Origin of the sequence: Acetobacter sp. P5B1 (genome assembly GCF_018811985.1) — a bacterium.
GTDB lineage: Bacteria > Pseudomonadota > Alphaproteobacteria > Acetobacterales > Acetobacteraceae > Acetobacter > Acetobacter cerevisiae.
The window spans coordinates 96911-112633 of the sequence record NZ_JACRVS010000002.1 but is presented as its reverse complement, the minus strand read 5'-3'; the positions used below and the strand labels follow the sequence as shown (position 1 = coordinate 112633).

Here is a 15723-nt window from a genome sequence, read left to right as displayed (position 1 = left end):
ATTCATGGTTTAGACATAAAGATCTGATCAAAATGTCATTTTCCGGGACAGAGGGACGTTAAAATCGTGCAAATCGGCCGCTTTATCAGACGTGCAGTGCGCGCCATTGTTCCGCCCACCGTTTTTCTGGGCATTGCGGTCTATTTTGGCTGGAACGCCACGCAGGGTGACCACGGCATGAAGGCGTATCAGAGCCAGCTTGTGCTGCTTGATCAGGCCAAACAGGCGCAGCAGGATGCTTCTGCAGAGCAGACAGCCTGGCGGCGGCGGGTGAACGGCCTGCGGGAACAGTCTCTGGATAATGACACGCTGGATGAACGCGCCCGCGCGATGCTCAATCTGGCTGACAAGAACGATATTGTCGTGCCGTATGACCGGCATGATCCGCTTTACTAAACGCCGTAAACGCTAAAGACCGGCTATCGGGCAAACCGCAACGGGCGATAGCCCCGGCAGCATGACCTGTTACGCTCGAACCCCGCAGATCCGTCTGGCGGGGTTTTTCTTTATGCACGCGGCACAACAGCCATAAAAAAAAAGCGGCCCCGGATGGAGCCGCTTTTTTATAATCTCTTCCCCCAGAAGGGCGAGATTATTTGATTTTCGCTTCGCGGAACACGACGTGCTTGCGTGCAACGGGATCGTACTTCTTCAGTTCCATCTTGCCGGTGTGGGCACGGGCGTTCTTCTTGGTGACGTAGAAGTAACCGGTGTCCGCCGTGGAAACGAGACGGATTTTGATAACATTGGTCTTGGCCATAGCTTCCTCAGCAGAGCATCGTTAAACCCGGCACCACGCCAGAAACGTGGTCGGGTGGTGTTCAAGTGCCGGCAAAATGCGCATACAAGAGCCAAACGTCAAGCATTCTTGCATCATTCAGGCGTGGGAATAGCCGAAAGGAGTAAAAAAACATGCTGGATGTGGCTGTTGCACGCGCCCGAATCCTTGAAAAATTCTCAGCCGGGGGCTTGGAAACCGTCTCTCTGGCCGATGGATGTGGCCGGGTGCTGGCATCCCCGCTCACAGCGCGCCTCTCCAATCCACCTGTCTCCATCTCCTCAATGGATGGCTATGCTCTCAAGGCTGAGGACGCGCAGGAAGGCGCCACACTGCGCATTGTGGGCGAAGCCCCCGCAGGACACCCATCCAGCCTGACCGTGAAGAAAGGCACCTGCCTGCGGCTGTTTACCGGCAGCCAGATCCCCGCAGGCGCCGATATGGTCATGATTCAGGAAAATGTGCGGCGTGAGGGCGATCACGCAACGCTGCTCAGCGCCGGGCGCGTGGGCCAGTTCATCCGCAAAGAGGGGCAGGATTTCCGCAAAGGCGACATTCTGGTTCCGGCAGGCAAAAAAATCGGGCCGCGCGATATCGGGCTGGCAGCGGCTGGCGGGCATATCTGGCTCCCCGTGTCTCGCCGCCCGCGCATTGGCGTTCTGGCGACGGGTGATGAGATTGTGCTGCCCGGAGACCCGGCGTCGCCAGACTCCATCGTCAATTCCGGCGCGTTCATGATTACCGCCCTGCTCAAATCTCTGGGGGCGGACGCGATCCTGCTCCCTGTTGCACGGGATAATGCCGAGTCTCTCTCTGCCGCCATCGGGCAGGCGCATACGCTGGATCTGCTGGTGACTATCGGCGGGGCAAGTGTGGGCACGTATGACGTCGTGCGCAGCACGCTGGAGGCTCACGGTCTGGCGCTGGATTTCTGGAAAATCGCCATGCGCCCGGGCAGACCGCTGATGTTCGGCCAGTTGGGCCACACCCCCGTTATCGGCCTGCCGGGCAATCCGGTCGCGGCGCTGGTGTGTAGTCTGGTGTTTGTGGTCCCTGCCCTGCGCAAGCTGCTCGGCCAGCCCGTGCCGGACAAGATGGAAACGGAAGCCGCCGTGCTGGGCACGGATATTGGCGAGAACGACCAGCGGCAGGATTTTGTGCGGTGCCGCCTCACGCCCCAGGCTGATGGACAACTTCCACTGGCAACACCCTTCAGTTCACAGGATTCGGCTCAGCTGAATATTTTCGCCCAAAGTCAGGCGCTCCTGATTCGCGCGCCCTTCGCACCAGCCGAGAAAGCCGGCGCGCCCTGCCGTATTCTTCGCCTGCCCTGAGAGCTTCAGAACGACATGCTGGAATGCAGGCCAAAAATGGCTTCGTCTTTCACCCTGCGACCTGCGGTATCCAGTACACCGCCGCTGGGTGAAAGCATCCCCTGAAGATCAGGCTGGATGAGGAGCCAGGGTGTCGCCTGAAACTGATAAGTCAGTTCCAGATGATATTCGGCGTGCTGCGCCAGCGTGCCCGCACGCCGTTCTGACCGCCGCAAAACCGGGCTGGCCTCGCCATAGCCGAACCCAAGCCCCAGAACATCGTTTGCGCGCTGGAATGGCGCGTTCAACAAAAATCCGGCGTCTACCGCATTCACAATCTGGTTGCGGTTAGCGGGCGGTGCCCATGTGGCGCGCACAAAGCCCGCAACCGTCTGCTTACCTGCAAGATTAGCCAGAACCTGATCGGCCACGGCGTAAAACGTCCAGTTGCCTTTATGGCGAACAGTTGGGTCAGCCTGATCCGGAAAGCGGCCGGTATCTCCGTAACCACCCAGCTTATAGGTTCCGTCCTTCCCCCAGAGTTGCGTGTGATACTGCGCTTCCAGAAACATCAGCGCCCCGGTGCCAAAATGGAATCGGGTGCCGCTGGGGTCCTGATTCTGGTTCCACGGGTCGGCATCGTTCAGAAAACCAGCGCCAATCGGGTTATCATCCGCAACGGCGGCCAGAACCGTCAAGCTTTTGGAAAGCTTGTATTTGACCCGCACGGCAGGCGTGCCCAGCGGTGACGCCGGCCCCTGATCGTACAGGTTGTTATCCGGCACCATGGGCCAGGAGAATGAGGCGTTCATGAACTGCATCGCGCCATCACTCCCCATGAAGTCATGACTGAGATCAAGCTTCCCAATACGCATATCCAGCCGATCATGGTCAAAAGTCTGGCCATACCAGACCTCATAGAGGCGCAGGTTGATATCCGCCTCAATCCCGGAGACCTGATTGAACACATAAAGCGGCTGGTTGCTGAAGGGATGACCGCGAATATCCACCCCACTGATGCCAATGGTGCCGAGCGGCAGATGCGTCAGGCGCCCAAGATCCACAGAAAGCTGGCCGGTGGTCACGCCAATGTAGTTATTGGACGGCTGGCTCCCCCCGACAGGCACAGCCCACAACTCGTTCTGGTCCGTCAGCTGAAAATCCACCCCATGTTCCGCCAGCGTGCGACGTACACCGCCCCAGTCCCGCGTCAGGCGGTCTGCGAAGCTGAACGCATTCGCATCGGGAGCAGTCGCCTGCGCCGCAGCCTGAGGCAAACTCAGGCTAAAACAGGCACAAAACGCTGCCGGAACCGTGATAATTTTCCTAAACACCGAACCTTTTCAATATGTTATAGAACCGCATACAAAGACGGCATCAGGGATTTCGGACCGATGATCACCGGCCCCGCTTAAATAGCCAGACTGAAAGCACAGGCCCCAACGGGCCTTCTGCAGGAACCTTTACAGACACCACAAAAAATACAGAAGTGCTTTTGGCTGGGGTGAATAACCCCTTGACTAAAAAAGAGAACTTATATAGAACAAAGCACTATAAATACAAAAACACTCATCTGCTCCGGGGTGCCGCAATGCTGACGCGCAAACAGCACAAACTGCTGCTTTTTATTGATTCTCACCTCAAGCAGACGGGTTTCTCTCCTTCTTTCGACGAGATGAAAGAGGCCATGGGCCTGCGCTCCAAATCCGGCATTCATCGCCTGATTTCCGGGCTGGAAGAACGTGGATTTCTGCGTCGTCATCACCATCGGGCCCGCGCGCTGGAAGTCATCCATCTCCCGGAAATGGCGCCTGCCTCCGAAACGCTGCCCACAAATGTCGTGCGTGGTGATTTCTCCCGCCACCAGCCCGCCGCGCTGAAAATCCCGCTTTATGGGCGCATTGCCGCTGGTCTGCCGATTGAAGCCATGGCCGAAACGGATACCTTTCTGGACATCCCGAAAGATATGGTGACCTCAGGCGACTACTACGCGCTGGAAGTCACCGGGGATTCCATGATTGAGGCCGGGATTCTGGACGGCGATCACGTCATCATCCGTCGCACAGAAGATGCCGAGAACGGACAGATTGTTGTCGCACTCATTGATAATAGCGAAGTCACGCTCAAACGCCTGCGCCGCAAGGGCAACACCATTGCGCTGGAACCCGCCAACCCGCGCTATGAAACGCGCATTGTGCCCGCTGAACGCCTGCACATTCAGGGTCGACTGGCTGGACTGATCCGCCGCTACCACTGACGACTGAGACACTACGGAGCGTGATGTTGAAAGATCACGCATCCGCTCTGTTGGGGCTTCTCCATTCAGGAGCAGAAGCCCCATCCATCAAGACCGGGTAGAAACGTCAGACTTTCTCTGAAACGCCCTTACGCCCCACTTGCATTGCTTCAGACACATCGTCCCATGCGGGAATCAGGCGGCTCAGTGCGGCAACGGTCTCCGCAGTCAGGGCCTCCTGCTGGGGTAATTCCGCGAGAATGCGCACCTGCCCTTTTTCCTGAATGGTCTTGCTGTTCTCCGGGTTGAGCGGGCCGCTCAGCACCACCCCGGCAATGGCCAGACCACGGGTACGCAACGCTTCCAGACTAAGCAGCGTATGGTTCAGCGTCCCCAGTCCGCTTCGGGCGACAAGCACCACCGGCAAACCCCAGCGTTCAGCCAGATCAACCATCATCAGCGTATCGGTCGCAGGCACCATCAGGCCTCCTGCCCCTTCCACCACGAGCGGGCGCTGTGGATCCTCTAAAGGCAAAGCCAGACGTGCGGGGTCAATCTCCGCACCTTCGGCCCTGGCAGCCGCCAGAGGAGACAGAGAGGCCTGATACGCCCCGGCTGACGGAAAGCAGTCCTCCGGCAGGCAACCGCTCAGCTTTATGACCGTCGCCGTATCACCTTCTTCATCCGCAAGCCCGCTTTGCAACGGCTTCCAGTAGACCGCTTTCCACGCATGCACGAGGCAGGCAGATGTCAGCGTTTTGCCCACGCCGGTATCTGTCCCGGTGACAAACACTCCGGCGCGCTGAGGCTTTTGAAAACAGCCGTAGGCCAGATGCCATGTCACCATGGCTCCGGCCTGATCAAAGCGTGTCAGAGCACGGCGCAGTTCGACGGGAGAGAAGGCCTTCCCGTCTTCACGCGGCACGGAAGCCCCGGTGTCCTTCAAATGCTTTACAAAGGCCAGTCCATTTTCAAAGGGCTGAACGCACCGTTCTGTTGTCCATTTCCCGGCGCACAGGCCGGGCTGCCAGCCTTGCACAGTCCGGGCGGCCGGGTAATCCGGTGTTGCCGCCATCAGCCCTTCTGCGGTGCAGGCCTGTCGCCATTCTTCAAAGGTGCCATCCAGCAAGGTGGAGACCGCAATCACACCACCGGGGGCCAGCTGGTCCGCCAGCGTTTGCAAGGCTACTGAGGGTTCAGCCAGCCACTGAAAAACCAGATTGCCGCAAATCAGGTCGAACGCTCCTGCCACATCGGGTCGGGCCGCATCCATCACGCAAAACTGCACGCCGTCCCCGACTCGCTTGCGGGCGCGTTCCAGCATACGGGTCGCAACATCCGTTGCGACCAGTTCCGCCTCAGGCCATGCCTCATGCAGCATGTGCGTGAGAAAGCCCGTACCGCACCCAACTTCCAGAATGCGTCGGGGTGCCCGGCCAGCCAGTCGCGCCCGGAGACCATCAAACAGACGCCGCGCCGCCACACGTTGCAGCACAGCGGCGGCATCATACCCCTCCGCAGCATCAAAACTTTGCTGAATGCGAGCCTGTCGGGCCGGGGCAGAACGGTCGGTCATGAGTTTTCCAGATTTTGTGACATCATGCACCGAACAACCTCGGCACAGACATGTGGATGTGTCAGCGGGAGCATGTGCCCGCCCTCAGATTCCCATTCAACCGGCACACCCCGCGGGAAAGAGGCCTGCGTCATCTCCGGGCTGACAATCGGATCGTGCTCCCCGGCCAGAACCTTTACGGTCCCGGGCACCTCAGCGAGACGGGCCAGCGCAGGCCTTGCGTCCAGCGTCATCAGCTCTGTCAGACCGTCCTGCAGGGCTGGCACACAAAGAGCATTTGGCGTAACCGGCCCCACGCCACAGCGGGCGCGAAAATTATTGACCACCTGAACCGCATCGCGCTGCAGGCCTGTCTGCATACGAGTCAGCATACGCTGAGGCACGCCCTGCGAAAAACCGTCTTCGGCCGCAAAGCGCCCGAACGCGTTGATGCCCAGAAAGCGTGTCCCTTTTGGCCAGCCTCCACGAGAGAGAAGCCAGAGAAAGCCCAGAGAATGACCAACGGCGAGTACGGGCAGTGATCCACGCAGCACAGCGTCCAGCCGCTGCTGTGTGTCGCTCTGCGAGGCTCCGAAATAGCCCAGATCCAGCACACAGGCTGAAGGCTGATCCAATGCCTCCAGCACCGGCTCCCAGATATCCGGCCCGCAACCCCAGCCATGCACAAAAACAAGCCGCGGCCCGATCATGCAAATCCCATTGCTGCGCACTGCGACACAGCATCCTTGAGCACCTGCGCCAGCTGGTCCACCTGCGCCTCTGTATGGTTTCCGTGCAGCACCACCCGCAGGCGGCAGCCACCCGGTGGCACGGTAGGCGGACGAATAGCAATCGCCAGAAAACCTGCGTCTTCCACCATGCGAGAAAGGGTGAGAGCCGTGCGTTCGCCCCCCACCACAACCGGCACAATCTGAGTAGAAGACGGCCCCATTTCCAACCCGGCCCGCCACATATGCTGCCGGAACCGCTCTGCCAGTCCTGCAACATGGTCTCGCGTTGCGTCCAAATCTGGCAGCAGATCAAGTGCTGCATCCAGCGCACCCAGCACCAGTGGAGACGGCGCTGTGGAATAGATATAACCCGAGCCTTTGTTCACCAGCCAGCGACATACGGCGGATGAGGAAGCGATAAATGCGCCCATCCCGCCCAGAGCCTTACTGAACGTGCCGATAATCAGATCCGCCTGCCCGTCAGCCAGACCTTTTCCGTCCGGCCCCAGAATGCCGGTGGCATGTGCCTCATCCACGCACAAAAACGCGCCATACTGGCGAGCCAATGCACCAAGCGCCGCCATATCGGCCCGGTCTCCATCCATACTGAAGACGCTTTCTGTCAGAATGATTTTCAGGCCGGGGCCATCGGCTTTCTGCAGGAGGCTTTCAAGATACTCCATGTCATTATGCCGGAAGCGCACAGGCCGCACGCCAGCCGCCGCACAGCCATGATACAGGCTGGCATGAATGAACTTATCGACAATCAGCGTGGGCGCCCCACCCGTCGCCGCCAGCGAGAGCTGAGCGAGAGCGGGCACCAGAGTCGCATTTGCCTGCCACCCGGAGGAGAAAATGCAGGCTGCCTCCATCCCCTTCAGGGCCGCCAGCCGCGCTTCCAGCGCGACCATACCAGGGGCTGTGCCTGTCACCAGTCGTGAGGCCCCGGAGCCAGCCCCATAGCGCTCCGCCCAGGCAAGCGCGCGCTCACGCAAAAGCGGATGCCCCCGCAGGCCGAGATAGTCATTGGAGGAAAAATCAACCAGAACGGTGCCGTCTTCTCTCTCCAGCAGCCCATCGGCTCTGGGTTGAAGACTGCGCGGCGTGCGAAGACGCCCCTGTTCGGCCAGTTCCTCCAGCCCATGCTGGAAAAGATGATCAAACCGCGTCATGAAGCGAGTGGTGCCGGAGCCAGGACCGCCGGTCAATCACCTAAGCAGGAGTTCTCGCGCAATGTCCGCCCCCCAGAATCCCCTTGCGGCCTCCCGCACAGCCTCTTCTCAGCACTCAGGGCAGGCCGCTACTGCCGCCACGCCGGAGTGGTACACACAGGGACTGCCGCATATCTGGCTGCCTTACAGCCAGATGAAAACCGCCCCTGCCCCTCTGGCGGCCCGCAGCACGCATAATGCGCGCATTCAGTTGACGGATGGCCGGGAACTGGTGGATGGCGTGGCCGCATGGTGGACAGCCTGCCACGGCTACAACCACCCCCATATCCGCACAGCCATTGAGGCGCAGCTGGCCACCATGCCCCACGTCATGTTTGGCGGCATGGTGCATGAGCCCGCGCTAAAACTGGCTACCCGCCTGTCCGCCCTGCTGCCGGGGGATCTGGACCGGGTTTTCTTTACAGATTCCGGCTCTGTTGCAGTGGAAGTCGCCATGAAAATGGCCATTCAGTATCGTCTGAATAAAGGTGAGCCGAAACGCACCAAAATGCTGGCCTTCAAGGGCGGATATCATGGGGATACCCTCGCCACCATGTCGGTCTGCGACCCGGAAGAAGGCATGCACCATCTCTATGGAGACGTGCTGGCCAACCACATCATCGCGCCACTCCCGCAGGACGATGCCAGCGAGGCAGAATTTTTCACGCTGCTGGAGACCCACGCGCATGAGCTGACCGCCATCATCACCGAGCCTCTGGTGCAGGGTGCGGGCGGCATGCTCTTCCATTCCCCCGATGTGCTGCGCACGTTGCGCGCTGCGGCAGATCGCTATGGCCTGCTACTCATTCTGGATGAAATTTTTACCGGGTTTGGCCGCACCGGCACGATGTTTGCGTGCGAACAGGCAGGAATTGTACCGGATATCGTAACGCTCTCCAAAGCCCTGACAGGCGGCACCATGGCGCTTGCGGCCACCATTGCACGCCCGCATGTGTTTGAAGCGTTCCTGTCCGACAACCCGGAACACGCCCTGATGCACGGGCCGACTTTTATGGCCAACGCTCTGGCCTGCGCCTGCGCCAATGCCTCGCTGGATCTGTTTGAAAGTGAACCCCGGCTTGAACAGGTTGCCGCCATCAACGCGCACCTGACCAGAGAACTGGAACGCTGCCGCACCCTGCCGGGCGTGAAGGATGTCCGTGTTCTGGGCGCGATTGGTGTGGTGGAACTGGAGAAAATCGCCAACCCGGACGCTCTGAGGCAGCGCTTTATTGCGGAAAATGTGTGGATCAGACCGTTCCGCTCAATTGTCTATCTGACCCCAGCCTTCACCATTCCGCCGGAAGACCTGACTGCCCTGACGGACGCAATCTATCGCGTCTTATCGACGGAAAACTGAACGCCACACTGGCACAGCAGGGAAAAGCCTGTTGTGCCATCCGGCTTTGCAGGCACGGTTTTTCGTGAAGAAAAAACCTATGCGTGCACCCAAAAAGAAATTTCGAAGAATTTTAAAATCAAACCGCTAAGGGATATTCTTAATCCCAGGACGCAGCAGCCTTATCGTCTGCTTCCCGCGCATCCACCCATACCTGACGTCCATCCTGATAGCGCTCGCACTTCCAGAAAGGCGCGCCGGTCTTGAGCCGATCAATCAGAAAATTCGTGGCCGCCAGAGCTTCCGCCCGATGCGCGGACGACGTGCCGACAAAAACAATCGGTGCGCCCACCACAAGAGTGCCCACCCGATGAATGAGGGTGCAGCCAATAAGGCTGAACCGTTTGACAGCCTCAGCGGCCAGTTCCGTCAGCACTTTTTCAGTCATGCCGGGATAATGTTCCAGAGTGAGGCTTTCCAGCCCATCCGGTCCATCCCGCACCTGCCCCATAAAAACGCTGATGCCGCCAATTCCCTGTGAGTCCGCAGAGAGGCGATCCATCTCCGCCCCCATATCAAACAACTCGTTTTGGACAAGAACGCGCAGCACGGGCTTATCCCCCCGTCATAGGCGGGAAAAAGGCCAGCTCATCACCGGGTTTGACGGTATCCTGAAACGTCGCAAGGGTCTGGTTGATGGCAACCCGGATACGGGGCGAGGCCGCAAAGACCTCATCCATGCCCACATCCTTCTGGCGCAACTCCGTCACCAGCGCTTCCACTGTTATGGACTGCGCAGGCAGGGGGACAGTCTCCTTTTCCCGCCCCATCTGCTCACGCAATGCGGCGAAATAGAAAATTGTGACGTCCTGCGCCATACCTGCTTCCTTACTTGATTTATTCACGCGACAGCGGCCTGCGCGGGGCCGCCCCCTTTCCCGTTAATGCCGGGGTGTCGCGGGGGCTTCGCTCTTTTTAGCCTGCGTTGTGCTTACCGACCCATCCGGATGGATCAGTGTGACTGTGCCGTCGCCATTGGGGATTTCAATCGTCGAGGCAGAGCCACGCTGCGCGCCGTATTTGGCTGCGGCATCAGGCTCCGCATCCGGCAGTTTACCTGTGATGGACTGCGACGTATCAGGCATGCCGTCCGGCTCCCCAACACTCATTTCCCCGCCGTCCTGCAACTGCTTGCCACCCGAATTGGGCACGCCACCCAGAATGGTGCCAGCCCGGTCTTTCTCAACGTCTTCAAGCGTGGGCAACGGCGCAGGCGGCCCCGGCCAGATATCCCCGCCAGCAGGCAGCAGCGGCGTTTCTGCGGTGGAATATCCATGCACACGCCGCATATTGAGATTGTCCCCGGAGGGCGCATTCGGGTTTTCTCCCGGCAGGGTCGCGGTATCGGACACAAATTTCCCGAAGCCGGAACATCCGCTCAAAACCAGACACAACCCTACAAGAGCGGCTTTCCGCATCACCTGACTCCGCTAACCATGACACCATGCAGGCAAATCAGAGAGACCTGCTACCGGCAAGAACATGCCGTCCAAAGCTTAAATAACGGTTTGCGGAGGGGATACAAGCCGATGAAAGCCATTTGAGGCTAATGAGACACACCTTATGTGCGTTTAAAACGATCGTTCACGAGAGATTAACATGCCGCAAGCCGGTTGTGAGGTAATCCCAACCGGTGATCAGCGTCAGAACGGCAGCAATCCAGAGAAGGATAGCGCCGATCAGCGCGACATGCAGCCAGGGCATACCCAACAGCATCCCCGTGCCATCCCCTGCCAGCAGAAACCCGATGGCGGTCATCTGGAAGCCGGTTTTCCATTTAGCCAGCCGTGTAACCGGCAGACTGGCGCGACGCTCGGCCAGATATTCCCGCATGCCGGACACCAGAATTTCCCGGCACAGGATGATAATGGCGGGCCACAGGCTGAAATAGGCCATGCGCCCCAGCCCGGCCAGCACCATCAGGCAGGCGCCTACCAGCAGCTTATCGGCAATGGAGTCAAACATCCGGCCAAAGTCAGACATCTGGTGGCGGGAGCGGGCCAGCTTACCATCAAAATAGTCCGTCACCCCGGCGAGGATGAACAGAAGACAGGCCAGCGCATCCGTTTGCGGAGAACCCCATGCGGCAAAAAGCACCACGATCGGGATCGCCACGATACGCGAGATAGTCAGAACATTCGGCAGGTCTGTCAGCATTGGCGGAATGCTAGCCTATTTCCGGCAGAGCTGAAATGGTTTCTGACTGCCACTTTTCACCACTCACCCAGAAGTTCAGTGCAGGGCTAAAAACCGGGACTATGCCGGTGTCCAGTCCGGATGAAAGTGACCATACACGGCCCGCGCTGTCTCACGGTTAATTCCCGGCGCCGATTCGAGCTCCGAGAGCCCCGCCTGCTTGACCGCCCGGGCTGACCCGAACGTATTGAGCAGCATCTTTTTCCGCGCAGGACCAACCCCCGGAATTTCATCCAGTTCGGATGTCACCAGCGTCTTGGAGCGCCCGGCCCGATGGGTGGTAATGGCAAAGCGATGCGCCTCATCGCGCAGCCGTTGCAGATAATAGAGAACCGGATCTCGTGGTTCGAGCTGGAATGGTGGGGCATCCCCCGTATGGAACCATTCCCGACCGGCATCACGGTCCGGTCCCTTGGCAATCCCCACCAGTTTGACACCCGTCACCCCAAGGTCATCCAGCACACCGCGCACGGCGGAATACTGCCCTGCCCCGCCGTCAATCAGCAGGACATCGGGCCAGTTGGACATATCGCCCTCGGCAGCCTCCTTCAAAGCCCGACCAAAACGACGCTCCAGCACTTCCCGCATCATACCAAAGTCATCCCCCGGCGTGACGGGGCCTTTGATCAGGAATTTACGATACGCGCGGCGGTCAAACCCTTCCGGGCCGCCCACAATCATCACGCCATAGGCATGGGAACCCATGATGTGACTGTTATCATAAACCTCAATCCGCTCAGGCGGCGCATCCAGCCCCAGAACACGGGCCACGCCCTCCAGCAGTTTGGCCTGCCCGGCACTCTCGGCCAGTTTGCGATGCAGGGCATCCCGCGCATTCGCCACGGCATGGTCCAGCACCTGCTTTTTCTCACCCCGTAGCGGGTGAAGAATTTCCACCTTGCGCTCGCGCCGTAGCGTCAGCGCTTCCGCCAGCAAGGCTTCTTCCGGGAGTTCATGGTTCACCAGCACCTGTGCGGGACAGGGCTTGTCGTCATAAAACTGGGCGATGAAGGAGGCCAGAATCTCACCGGCTTCCTGATCCTGCGTATGGGCCGGGAAGAACGAACGGTTGCCGTTATTGCGCCCACCCCGGATGAAAAACACCTGAATGCAGGCCTGTCCGGCTTCCTGCCAGATCCCGAACACATCGGCGTTCTGCAGAGAGGCCGGATTGATCACACTGGACTCCTGCATTTGCGCCAGAGCGCGGATACGGTCGCGCATGGTCGCAGCGCGCTCAAAATCCAGCGCTTCGGCCGCCCGGTGCATCTCGGCACTCATCTCCTCCCGCAAGGCGTGATCCTTGCCGGAGAGAAACTCCCGCGCCTGCTCAACGAGCTTCGCGTAGGAGGCCTGATCAATCCGGTCCACGCACGGGCCGGAGCAGCGTTTGATTTGATACAGCAGGCATGGGCGAGAGCGGCTGTTGAACACAGAATCTGCACAGGAGCGCAGCAAGAAAACCCGCTGGAGCAGATTGAGGGTCTGATTAACCGCCCATGCGGAAGCAAACGGCCCCCACAAGCTGGCCCCTTTCACCGGCTTGCCGCGATGTTTGGCAATCTGCGGGAACGGATGCGCGTCCGTTAGCATTAGCCAGGGGTAGCTCTTGTCATCCCGCAGCAGGATGTTGAAGCGGGGCTTCATGCGCTTGATGTAGTTGGCCTCAAGCAGCAGCGCCTCGGCCTCAGTATGGGTGGTGACAATCTCCATGGAGGCTGTCTCGGACACCATACGGCGTAGACGTTCCGGCAGGCGATTCACGTGGGTGTAGGACGTCACACGCTTCTTCAGCGCCAGCGCCTTGCCAACGTACAGCACATCCCCCTTCTCCCCCAGCATGCGATACACGCCCGGTGAAAGCGGCATGGTTTTAAGCGCGTGCCGGATGACCTCCACGCCTTTCAGCGGGGCGGAAGGCGCGTCTTTTGCGGCATCCGGCTGGGAATTGTTTGGAGAATTTTCAGCTGTCATCAGGCGCTCTTTCGAGAAAACAATTTCATCCACCGATTTTGTGGATAAGTCTGTGGAAGAGCCGGGCTTGACACCCCGAAATCCGCAGATTTCCCGTGGTCCTGACGCATTGCATATTTTTTAGCCAAACAGAGCAACCCATTGATTTGAAACGATTTTATATATGACGTTACGTAACAGCCAGACCACACCTGAAGACTTTATTGAAAATAAAGTCTGTCAAGAGCGGAAGTGGACAAATGCCACAAAAATCTGGCTGCAGTTTTCAGCCAATAGTCCCGGTTTGTTCCGCCGCCACCGCTTCGGCTCTGGCCAGCAGACGCATGAAGTTTCCGCCCCAGAAAGCGGCAATCTCACTTTTGTCATACCCGCGCCGCAGGAGTTCCGCTGTCAGGTTCACACCCTGCGTGGCGTTCTGCCAGTCTGCCAGCGCACCGCCGCCATCAAAGTCGGAGGAAATCCCGACATGCTCTGCGCCAATCCGCCGCACCACATAATCAATATGGTCAACAAAATCTGATACGCCAGCAGAGCGCGCGCCCGTCTCGTCTTTCGGCTTCAGGAAGGCAGGCATGGCGGTAATCTGAATGACCCCACCGCTTTCCTTCAGCGCATCCAGCTGTTCATCATCCAGATTGCGCGGGTGGTCACATAGCGTGCGCACGCAGGAATGGCTGGCTACCACCGGCACGGCAGAGGCCGCAACAGCCTGCAACATGGTCTTTTTGGAAGCATGAGAGACGTCGATCAGCAGACCAAGACGGTTCATTTCCCGCACCGCCTCACGCCCCAGCGCTGAGAGGCCACCATGATTTTCCGGCTTATCGCCCAGACTGGGCCGATGCACGGCCGCATCCGCCAACGCGTTATGGCCATTGTGGGTCAGCGTCACATAACGGGCCCCCTTGGCGCGGAACTGCGCCAGCACCGCCGGATTATCCCCCATGGCGTAGCCATTTTCCACCGCGGGAATGACCGCCAGAACGCCAGCCTCATACGCTGCCCTGATTTCCGCCACAGTGGAACAAACGCGCGCCGTAACCCCGTTGTGGGTGCCCTGCATGCCGTTGATGACATCCAGCATGGCCAGACATTGGGCCTGCGCCTGCGCATGGCCTTCTGCATTCACCATCGCCTGAGCGATATAGGCCACAAAGCAGCCGGCAGACATGCCGCCCTTTTGCATCTTGGGCAGATCAACCCGACGGGTTTCCGTGTCTTCAAACGCATCCCCCCGATCCGGCCAGGGGATATCAATATGGCTGTCCAGCGTGAACAGAGCGCGATGCAGCGCTTGTGCCTCGGCGGAAGGAACGGGGGGCTGGCCCGGCTGAGCCTGTGAGGAAGACGTCATGAGAGAAAAATGGTCCTGTCAGTCAAGATTGCAAGGCGCATGCCCTGCTGTGCCTTCTCTTATGTGACTGTTTTTTCTTGCTCCGCAAACCCGGATGCGCAATGCCTCAGCCCATGCGACTTGTAACCTGGAATATCAATTCCCTCCGCCTGCGCCTGCCCCGGCTTGAAGATCTTGTCACCGAGCTGGCCCCCGACATTATCTGCCTGCAGGAAACCAAGGTGCCAGATCCCCTCTTCCCGGAAGACGCCGTGCGCGCTCTAGGCTTTGAGCATCTGCATTACAAAGGCATGAAGAGTTATAATGGCGTGGCCATCCTCTCCCGCCATCCCATCACACCCCTGGATAATCTGCCGGACTGGCACGGCAAGGAAGATTGCCGCCATGTCGGCGCGGTTATCACCACACCTTCCGGCCCCGTTGAGTTGCATGATTTTTACGTGCCTGCGGGCGGTGACATCCCAGACCCGGACGCCAACCCCAAATTTGCGCACAAACTGGCCTTTGTTGAGGAAGTGACCGCGTGGTTTGAAGAGCGCAAACCGGCTCGCGCCATTCTGGTGGGGGACCTCAACATCGCGCCGCTTGAGCATGATGTGTGGAGCCACAAGCAGCTGCTCAAAATTGTCAGCCACACACCGCCGGAGACCGAGCGACTCAACCGCTGGCTGGAGACAGGCTTTGTGGATGCCATGCGGCATTTTATCCCGCCGCAGGAAAAGCTTTATACATGGTGGTCCTACCGCAACCGGGACTGGCAGAAATCCAACCGCGGCCGCCGTCTGGACCATGTGTGGGTAACGCCGGATCTGGTCCCGAGCCTCACCGGCATGACCGTCGTGCGGGAAGCCCGTAACTGGACCAGCCCCTCCGACCATGTGCCCGTTGTAGTCGATTTCCAGTTTTAAGAGTGTCGAGGAAAGGGGCTGATCCGTCTGCTCCTTTCCCCGCACCTGAGCAAATGCTGACCAGCTCT

At 59.2% G+C, this 15723-nt stretch carries 16 protein-coding genes; 5 read left to right on the top strand and 11 right to left on the bottom strand.

All coding sequences use genetic code 11. The annotated features are described in order from the left end of the window. Nucleotides 1-66: 66 nt before the first annotated feature. A complete protein-coding gene (locus tag KP703_RS01845) occupies nucleotides 67-396 on the top strand; it encodes a septum formation initiator family protein (RefSeq protein ID WP_215753626.1) in 330 nt (109 codons plus the stop codon). A gap of 196 nt (nucleotides 397-592) precedes the next feature. On the opposite strand, the gene rpmG is transcribed toward KP703_RS01845, so the two are convergent. Next, entirely contained in the window at nucleotides 593-760 is a 168-nt protein-coding gene (gene rpmG, locus KP703_RS01840; protein ID WP_003623017.1) for a 50S ribosomal protein L33, read from the bottom strand. A 152-nt stretch (nucleotides 761-912) separates the two neighbouring features. Here rpmG and glp point away from each other — a divergent pair, with 152 nt between their 5' ends. Next, complete coding sequence (gene glp / locus KP703_RS01835) at nucleotides 913-2112, top strand: gephyrin-like molybdotransferase Glp (RefSeq protein WP_215753625.1); 1200 nt, start codon at nucleotides 913-915, stop codon at nucleotides 2110-2112. Between the two features lie 5 nt (nucleotides 2113-2117). On the opposite strand, the gene KP703_RS01830 is transcribed toward glp, so the two are convergent. Further along, nucleotides 2118-3425: a carbohydrate porin gene (locus tag KP703_RS01830; RefSeq protein WP_373687413.1), complete on the bottom strand. Its 1308-nt coding sequence runs from the start codon at nucleotides 3423-3425 to the stop codon at nucleotides 2118-2120. 257 nt (nucleotides 3426-3682) lie between these two features. Here KP703_RS01830 and lexA point away from each other — a divergent pair, with 257 nt between their 5' ends. Further along, on the top strand, nucleotides 3683-4348 hold the full coding sequence (gene lexA, locus KP703_RS01825; RefSeq protein WP_215753624.1) for a transcriptional repressor LexA: 666 nt from the start codon (nucleotides 3683-3685) through the stop codon (nucleotides 4346-4348). 106 nt (nucleotides 4349-4454) lie between these two features. On the opposite strand, the gene bioD is transcribed toward lexA, so the two are convergent. From bioD to KP703_RS01810, 3 genes are read right to left on the bottom strand one after another with little or no spacing between them, the layout of a single operon-like run. Beyond that, nucleotides 4455-5903 (bottom strand): dethiobiotin synthase, encoded by a 1449-nt coding sequence (gene bioD, locus KP703_RS01820; protein ID WP_215753623.1) that lies wholly within the window; start codon nucleotides 5901-5903, stop codon nucleotides 4455-4457. Continuing rightward, nucleotides 5900-6592, bottom strand: a complete 693-nt coding sequence (locus KP703_RS01815) for an alpha/beta fold hydrolase (protein ID WP_215753622.1) — start codon at nucleotides 6590-6592, stop codon at nucleotides 5900-5902. The genes bioD and KP703_RS01815 overlap by 4 nt, the downstream gene beginning before the upstream one ends. Then, a complete protein-coding gene (locus KP703_RS01810) occupies nucleotides 6589-7785 on the bottom strand; it encodes an 8-amino-7-oxononanoate synthase (RefSeq protein WP_215753621.1) in 1197 nt (398 codons plus the stop codon). Before KP703_RS01810 ends, KP703_RS01815 begins: the two co-directional genes overlap by 4 nt. 193 nt (nucleotides 7786-7978) lie before the next feature. Here KP703_RS01810 and KP703_RS01805 point away from each other — a divergent pair, with 193 nt between their 5' ends. Beyond that, nucleotides 7979-9184 carry an adenosylmethionine--8-amino-7-oxononanoate transaminase gene (locus KP703_RS01805; RefSeq protein ID WP_373687421.1) on the top strand — a complete coding sequence of 402 codons (1206 nt, stop codon included), beginning with the start codon at nucleotides 7979-7981 and terminating at the stop codon, nucleotides 9182-9184. Between the two features lie 139 nt (nucleotides 9185-9323). On the opposite strand, the gene KP703_RS01800 is transcribed toward KP703_RS01805, so the two are convergent. The 6 genes from KP703_RS01800 to KP703_RS01775 form a co-directional block, all read right to left on the bottom strand. Beyond that, nucleotides 9324-9773, bottom strand: coding sequence for a molybdenum cofactor biosynthesis protein MoaE (locus KP703_RS01800; protein WP_373687412.1), 450 nt, complete (start codon nucleotides 9771-9773; stop codon nucleotides 9324-9326). A 4-nt stretch (nucleotides 9774-9777) separates the two neighbouring features. Further along, a complete protein-coding gene (gene moaD, locus KP703_RS01795) occupies nucleotides 9778-10068 on the bottom strand; it encodes a molybdopterin converting factor subunit 1 (protein WP_373687411.1) in 291 nt (96 codons plus the stop codon). A gap of 36 nt (nucleotides 10069-10104) precedes the next feature. Then, nucleotides 10105-10641: a hypothetical protein gene (locus KP703_RS01790; protein ID WP_062140073.1), complete on the bottom strand. Its 537-nt coding sequence runs from the start codon at nucleotides 10639-10641 to the stop codon at nucleotides 10105-10107. Nucleotides 10642-10807: 166 nt separating this feature from the next. Further along, the gene (gene pgsA / locus KP703_RS01785) at nucleotides 10808-11380 is read right to left on the bottom strand and encodes a CDP-diacylglycerol--glycerol-3-phosphate 3-phosphatidyltransferase (RefSeq protein WP_062140071.1); all 573 of its coding nucleotides are present in this window, start codon (nucleotides 11378-11380) and stop codon (nucleotides 10808-10810) included. Nucleotides 11381-11479: 99 nt separating this feature from the next. Continuing rightward, on the bottom strand, nucleotides 11480-13396 hold the full coding sequence (uvrC, locus tag KP703_RS01780) for an excinuclease ABC subunit UvrC (RefSeq protein WP_215753735.1): 1917 nt from the start codon (nucleotides 13394-13396) through the stop codon (nucleotides 11480-11482). Between the two features lie 262 nt (nucleotides 13397-13658). Further along, nucleotides 13659-14747 (bottom strand): dipeptidase, encoded by a 1089-nt coding sequence (locus KP703_RS01775; RefSeq protein WP_215753619.1) that lies wholly within the window; start codon nucleotides 14745-14747, stop codon nucleotides 13659-13661. A 101-nt stretch (nucleotides 14748-14848) separates the two neighbouring features. Here KP703_RS01775 and KP703_RS01770 point away from each other — a divergent pair, with 101 nt between their 5' ends. Then, nucleotides 14849-15655: an exodeoxyribonuclease III gene (locus KP703_RS01770; RefSeq protein ID WP_215753618.1), complete on the top strand. Its 807-nt coding sequence runs from the start codon at nucleotides 14849-14851 to the stop codon at nucleotides 15653-15655. Nucleotides 15656-15723 lie beyond the last annotated feature (68 nt).

Coding starts and splice junctions, on each gene's coding strand:
- rpmG (WP_003623017.1), bottom strand. CDS start 760: ATGGCCAAGACCAATGTTATCAAAATCCGTCTCGTTTCCACGGCGGAC.
- glp (WP_215753625.1), top strand. CDS start 913: ATGCTGGATGTGGCTGTTGCACGCGCCCGAATCCTTGAAAAATTCTCA.
- lexA (WP_215753624.1), top strand. CDS start 3,683: ATGCTGACGCGCAAACAGCACAAACTGCTGCTTTTTATTGATTCTCAC.
- bioD (WP_215753623.1), bottom strand. CDS start 5,903: ATGACCGACCGTTCTGCCCCGGCCCGACAGGCTCGCATTCAGCAAAGT.
- KP703_RS01815 (WP_215753622.1), bottom strand. CDS start 6,592: ATGATCGGGCCGCGGCTTGTTTTTGTGCATGGCTGGGGTTGCGGGCCG.
- KP703_RS01810 (WP_215753621.1), bottom strand. CDS start 7,785: ATGACGCGGTTTGATCATCTTTTCCAGCATGGGCTGGAGGAACTGGCC.
- KP703_RS01805 (WP_373687421.1), top strand. CDS start 7,979: ATGAAAACCGCCCCTGCCCCTCTGGCGGCCCGCAGCACGCATAATGCG.
- KP703_RS01790 (WP_062140073.1), bottom strand. CDS start 10,641: ATGCGGAAAGCCGCTCTTGTAGGGTTGTGTCTGGTTTTGAGCGGATGT.
- pgsA (WP_062140071.1), bottom strand. CDS start 11,380: ATGCTGACAGACCTGCCGAATGTTCTGACTATCTCGCGTATCGTGGCG.
- KP703_RS01775 (WP_215753619.1), bottom strand. CDS start 14,747: ATGACGTCTTCCTCACAGGCTCAGCCGGGCCAGCCCCCCGTTCCTTCC.
- KP703_RS01770 (WP_215753618.1), top strand. CDS start 14,849: ATGCCTCAGCCCATGCGACTTGTAACCTGGAATATCAATTCCCTCCGC.